5 protein-coding genes and 1 pseudogene are annotated in these 5,495 nt (G+C 68.6%); 5 read left to right on the top strand and 1 reads right to left on the bottom strand.

All coding sequences use genetic code 11. From position 1 onward, the window contains the following. The 4 genes and pseudogenes from JHC36_RS07835 to JHC36_RS07820 all read left to right on the top strand — a co-directional run. Positions 1-154: pseudogene (locus JHC36_RS07835) on the top strand (Xaa-Pro aminopeptidase); the annotation flags it as partial. A gap of 79 nt (positions 155-233) precedes the next feature. Then, complete coding sequence (locus JHC36_RS07830) at positions 234-1,253, top strand: extracellular solute-binding protein (RefSeq protein ID WP_287917956.1); 1,020 nt, start codon at positions 234-236, stop codon at positions 1,251-1,253. 64 nt (positions 1,254-1,317) lie between these two features. Next, the gene (locus tag JHC36_RS07825) at positions 1,318-3,033 is read left to right on the top strand and encodes an ABC transporter permease (protein WP_287917953.1); all 1,716 of its coding nucleotides are present in this window, start codon (positions 1,318-1,320) and stop codon (positions 3,031-3,033) included. Further along, positions 3,030-4,103 (top strand): ABC transporter ATP-binding protein, encoded by a 1,074-nt coding sequence (locus JHC36_RS07820; RefSeq protein WP_287917950.1) that lies wholly within the window; start codon positions 3,030-3,032, stop codon positions 4,101-4,103. The genes JHC36_RS07825 and JHC36_RS07820 overlap by 4 nt, the downstream gene beginning before the upstream one ends. A 146-nt stretch (positions 4,104-4,249) precedes the next feature. Here the strand turns inward: JHC36_RS07820 and JHC36_RS07815 are convergent, their stop codons facing one another. Next, positions 4,250-5,296 (bottom strand): IS630 family transposase, encoded by a 1,047-nt coding sequence (locus tag JHC36_RS07815; protein WP_287917948.1) that lies wholly within the window; start codon positions 5,294-5,296, stop codon positions 4,250-4,252. A gap of 64 nt (positions 5,297-5,360) precedes the next feature. On the opposite strand from JHC36_RS07815, the gene JHC36_RS07810 reads away from it, so the two are divergent. Continuing rightward, a partial coding sequence (locus JHC36_RS07810) for an AMP-binding enzyme (RefSeq protein ID WP_503006981.1) occupies positions 5,361-5,495 on the top strand: 135 nt, incomplete at its 3' end.

The raw sequence follows: 5,495 nt of genomic DNA, 5'->3' as shown, positions 1-5,495 counted from the left end.
GCGCCCGAGCGACGGCGTGCCCGAAGCGTTCTGGAACATCGGCATCCGCATCGAGGACGATGCCGTCGTCACCGCCGAGGGCTGCGAGCTGATCTCGCGCGGCGTGCCGGTCGAACCCGATGAGATCGAGGCGCTGATGCGTGAGGCCGGGTAAGCCCGGTGGCGGATCTGTCACGCCGCTGACACAGTAGCGACATAGGATGCGCAGCCTCGATTGACGCAGGAGACCGTTGATGCAACGTCGTGAATTTCTGGCCACCTCGGCCGTGGCTTTGGGCCTGCCCGGTTGGGCGCATGCACAGGACGATGACATCGCCGCCCTCTACGCGCAGGCCAAGCAGGAGGGCAAGGTGGTGATGTACACCTCGGTGCCCTCGTTCCTGCTCGACCGCTGGAAAGTGCTGTTCAAGGCCAAGTACCCCGGCGTTGAAGTGGAGTTCTTCCGCAGCGGCACCGGCAAGGTGCTCGCCCGCATCGAGACCGAAAGCCGCGCCGGCGCGCTCGGCGGCGATGTGGTCTGGATGGCCGACCCCACCGCCTTCAACAGCATGGTCGCGCAAAAGCAGCTGCTGGCGTATCGCCCGCCCGAGTGGCAGCACATCAAGCTGGCCAAGCAGCCCGACGGTTATTTCGTCGCCGGCCGCATCCTGGTGGGTTGCTTGCTGGCCAACCCCAAGGCCGGCGGTGCCGGCGTCAAGAGCTATGCCGACCTCACCAAGCCCGCGCTCAAGGGCAAGGTGGCGATCGCCTCGCCGCTGGTGTCGGGATCCACGCATGTGATCGACGGCACGCTGTGGAAGGACCCGCGCTTTGGCTGGAAGTACTTTGAGCAGCTCAAGAAAAACGACGTGCTCGTGCTCAACGACGTGCCCGACGTGGCCCGCGCCGTGGCCAGCGGCGAGCGCGCGGCCGGCATCTCGCTCACGCTCTACAAGTACCAACCCGAATACGCCAACTCACCAATGGAAGTGGTGCTGCCCACCGAGGGCGCGGTGACCATGGCCTCGCCGCTGGGCATTTTTGCCAAGGCGCCGCACCCGGCTGCGGCCAAGCTGTTCTACCGCTTCCTGCTGTCGCCAATCGCGCAGACCGTGCTGGCCGAAGCCGGCATCTATCCCGCGCGCGACGACGTGCCCGCGCCCAACGGCCTGCCAGACTACGACAAGCTCAAAAAGCTGCTGCCGGACTTCGACTGGATTGAGAATTCCCGGCGCGAGAACCAGGCCAAGTGGCGCGAGGTGTTCGGCGGCTGAACGCGCATGAGTGCACGATCTGCGTTCGATTGGTTCCCAGCGCCCGCCCGTCCGCGCTAGCGCCATGCCTCATGCGCCCGCGGCGACCGCACCCTTGCCTCTGGCATTGCGCACGCTGCCGGTGGCAGCCCTGGCGCTGGCCGCCACCCTCGCAGCCCTGGCGCTGCTGCTCGCCAGCCTGCTCGGAGGCGGGGAACTGCTGCGCACCGCGCTGACGGAGCCGGGCTCGAAGGCGTTTTCATGGCAGGCGATCAGCCGCGCGTTCGGGGAGCGCTACATGCTCCTCGGGCCGCTGCTCAATTCGCTGCTGATCGCGGTGCCCACGGCCGTGCTGGCCACGGCCATCGGCGGCGCGCTGGCCTGGCTGGCGGTGCGCACGGACTTTCCCGGCCGCTCCTTCGTCATGGCGCTGGTGGCCTTGCCGCATGTGATTCCGGGCTTCCAGCTCGCCAGCGCCTGGGTCGAGATCTTCGCCAACAACGGGCTGTGGCAGGCCCTCACAGGACTTGATGCGCCGGTCAATGCCTACGGTGCCGGCGCCATTCTGGCCGTTACCACGCTGCACCTGCTGCTATTCCCCTATCTCGTCGTGGCGGCCAACCTGCAAGCGGCCGACCCCGCGCTCGAGGAGGCCGCTCGCGTGGCCGGGCTGTCACCGTCGCGGGTGTTCTGGCGCGTGACCTTGCCGCTGGCGCGGCCCGCGCTACTGGCCGGCCTGCTGTTGGTGTTTGCTTACGTGATGGAGGAGTTTGGCATTCCCAGTCTGCTGGGCATGCCGCGCGGCTTCGACACCTTGACTACGCGCATCTACGGCCTGGCGACCACGCCGCCGCTGGACATGGAAGGTGCCTCGGTGCTGGCGCTGCTGCTCGGGGTGCTGGCACTGCTGGTGCTGGCCGCGCAGCTGCGGCTCTTGCGCGGCCAGCGGCTGGAGACGCTCGCAGGCAAGGCCAGCCGGCAAAGCCGGGTCAGCCTGGGCCGCTGGCGCGCGCCCGTCGCCATCGGGGTGTGGGCGGCCCTGCTTGCCGTGGCGCTGGCGCCTTTGCTGGCGCTGGTGCTCGTGAGCCTGCTGGAGAGCTGGGGCCAGGGCTACGGCCCGCAGAATTGGACGCTGGCGCGCTATACCGCGCTGTTCGAGAGCGAGGAACTGCGCCGTGCGCTGCGCAACACCCTGTGGCTGGGCGCTGCGGCCGCAGCGGTCGCCACGGCGGTGGCCGTGGCCGTGGTGTATGCCGCGCACCGCCTGAGCGGCGCTTGGCGCCGGCTGGCGGCGCTGGCGGACCGGGTGAGCTTCGTTGTCTTCGCGTTGCCGGGGCTGGTCGTGGGCCTGGACCTGATTCTCGCCTTCTCTGGTGGGCCCTTGCCGCTGTATGGCACGGTGTGGATTCTGTTGCTGGCCTACGTGCTGCGCTTTTGCGGCGTGAGCGTGCGCACGGTCACGGCGCGGCTGGCGCAGATCGGCGTGGAACTCGAGGCGGCGGGCGCGGTGGCCGGCCTGTCGCGCCTGCGGGTCATCGCGCGCATCGTGCTGCCGCTGCTCGCGCCCGCGCTGGTCGGCAGCGCGGTGCTGGTGTTCGTCAACACGGTCAAGGAAATCTCGGCCACCAGCCTGCTGGTGTCGCAGGGCAGCGAGACGCTGGCCTATGAGGCCTACGTGCGCTTTCAGGAAGGCAACTACACCCAGGGCAGCGCGCTGAGCGTGGCCACCATCGCCATGGTGCTGGTGCTGCTGGGGGTGTCGCGCTGGGCGAGCCGCCGCAGTGAAGAGGGACGACGATGAGCATTCGGATTGAGGCGGTTTCCAAGCGCTACGGCAACCAGGCGGTGTTGCAGGACATGACGCTGGAGGTGCGCGCTGGCGAACTGCTCACCCTGCTCGGCGCCTCGGGCAGCGGCAAGACCACCTTGCTGCGCATCCTGGCCGGCCTGGAGCGCGCCGATGCGGGCCGCATCGTGATCGACGACACCGTAGTGCAGGACAACGCGGTCTTCGTGCCCACCCAGCGGCGCGGGCTGGGCATGGTGTTTCAGAGTTACGCCCTGTGGCCGCACCTGGACGTGGCGGGCAACCTCGCGCTGGCGCTGCGCGAACAGGGCGTGCCGCGCGCTGACATCGAAGCGCGCACCGACGAAGCCTTGCGCACGGTGGGCCTCGCGGGCCTGCAGCGGCGTGCCATTCACCAGCTATCGGGCGGGCAGCAGCAGCGCGTCGCCCTTGCGCGGGCCCTGGTGGCGCGGCCGCGGTTGCTGCTGATGGACGAGCCCTTGTCCAACCTCGACGCGGGCTTGCGCGAGGAGTTGCGCGGTGAGATTCGCGCGCTGCAGCAGCGTCTGGGCATCACCACCGTCTTTGTCACCCACGACCAGACCGAGGCGCTGGCCATGTCCGACCGCATTGCACTGCTGCACCAGGGCCGCCTGGTGGAGCTCGGCGCGCCCGCCGCGGTCTACCGCCAGCCGCGCACCGCGTATGCGGCGGCGTTCCTGGGCAAGGCCAATGTGCTGCGCGGCACCTGGGACGGCCGCGCGTTGCGGGTCGGCGCAGCGAGCGTGGCCGCGCCAGCGCTGCAGGGGCTGGCCGCGGGCGGCCCAGCGGCCGTCATGATCCGCCCGCAGGCGCTGCGCTGGGGGCAGGGTGCCGAGGGCACCGTCCCGGGCGTTTCCGGCACCGCTCTGAGCGCCCGCGTCGTGCGCGACCACCTGCTCGGCGCCCTGCGCGAATACCAGCTCGACGTCCCCGCGCTGGGCGTGGAACTGACGTTGGTGGAACTCAGCGGCGAAGCCCAGCGCGGCGGTGAGCAGTCCATCGTGCTGCCCGCGGCGGAGGTGCATCCCCTGCAAGAGGGCTGACATCGCCTTCAACGGTCCGGGGCGCCGCCTCTCTGGCTGGGTCGCTTCGGCCGTGCGAGACGCCGCGTGTGGCCCATGTGCGAGCCGCGCCACAGCGAGCCTATTTACGATTTGACGCATGTTATTGATCCGGCACGAATATGTCTTCAGGCCGCATAGCGCACGATGGGGTCCTGGAAGTAGGCCCGAACGCGCTGCGGGTTGGACTCGATGAACTGCATGTGCTGCTCGGCCGCCGCGCGCAGCTTGGGTCTGGTGCGCGCGGGCACCTTGGTGCCGATGGCGTGCTTCAGGTCGGCGTTGAGCCGCTCGTCCGGGTTGAGCTCGGGGCTGTAGCTGGGCAGGTAGAACACCTCGATGTCGGCCACGTGCTCGGCCAGCCACGCCTTGACGGGCTTACAGTGATGCACGCCCAGGTTGTCCAGGATGAGGAAGACCTTCTTACCCAGCCTGCGGCCGTCACGGACGAGTGCCTCGAAGAACTCGATGAGCCGCTCGTGGTTGAAGGCCCCGTCGATGATCATCCAGTTGGCGCGGCCCTGGTTGGTGACGGTGGAAATCATGGACAGCTTCTCGCGCGTGCCGCCCACGGCCCGCGCCACCGGCGTCTTGCCGCGCGGAGCAAAGCTCCTGCCGCGCACGTCGGTGTTCACAAGCGCCGTCTCGTCGCCCCAGTGGATCTCGGCGCCTTCGGCGCGGGCGCGCTGCTCGATGGCCGGGTACTCGTGCTCGAGCCACTGCTGCACCGCCTCGGGGCGCTGCTCGTAGGCGCGCTTGATCGGCTTTTGCGGCGTGAAGCCCCAGCGCTTGAGGTAGTTGCCCACCGCGCGCACCGACAGCTTCAGCCCGCACAGCTGCTCGATGAGCTGCATGACCGCCGCACGGGTCCACAGCGCAAAGTCCATCTTCAGCTGCTCGGGGCGCTTGTCGCAGATCGTGCGGCGCACCAGTTCCTCCTGCTCGGCGCTGAGCAGCCGTCCCTGACCCGGCGAGCGTCCACGCGCTGCGGGCTTGAGCGCCGCAGCGCCGCCAGCTTCGTACAAGTCGATGGCGCGGCGCACCGCCGGGTAACTCAGCCCTGTGAGTTCCACGATGGCCATCACGCCGTAGCCCTTTCGGTGCAGCCGAACGACTTGCTTGCGCCGTTCGTGAAGTTGCTCAAGCTTCTGGTAACGAGCGTCTTCCTTGTCCATGCATCTTCGACGCGGATGGGCTCGAAAAGTTCAATCTTCATAGTGCCGGATCAATAGGTTCATCGTGCGCAAGCCCGGTCAGACGCTGGAGAAGGACGAAATCCTCGGCTTCCTCGCCGGGCGCGTCGCCAAGTGGTGGGTGCCCGATGAGGTGGTCTTCGTCGACGCTCTGCCGGTCGGCGGTACCGGCAAGGTCCAG

The organism is Tibeticola sp., from assembly GCF_022759015.1.
GTDB lineage: Bacteria > Pseudomonadota > Gammaproteobacteria > Burkholderiales > Burkholderiaceae_C > Tibeticola > Tibeticola sediminis.
This window is presented reverse-complemented; position numbering and strand designations above follow the sequence as displayed.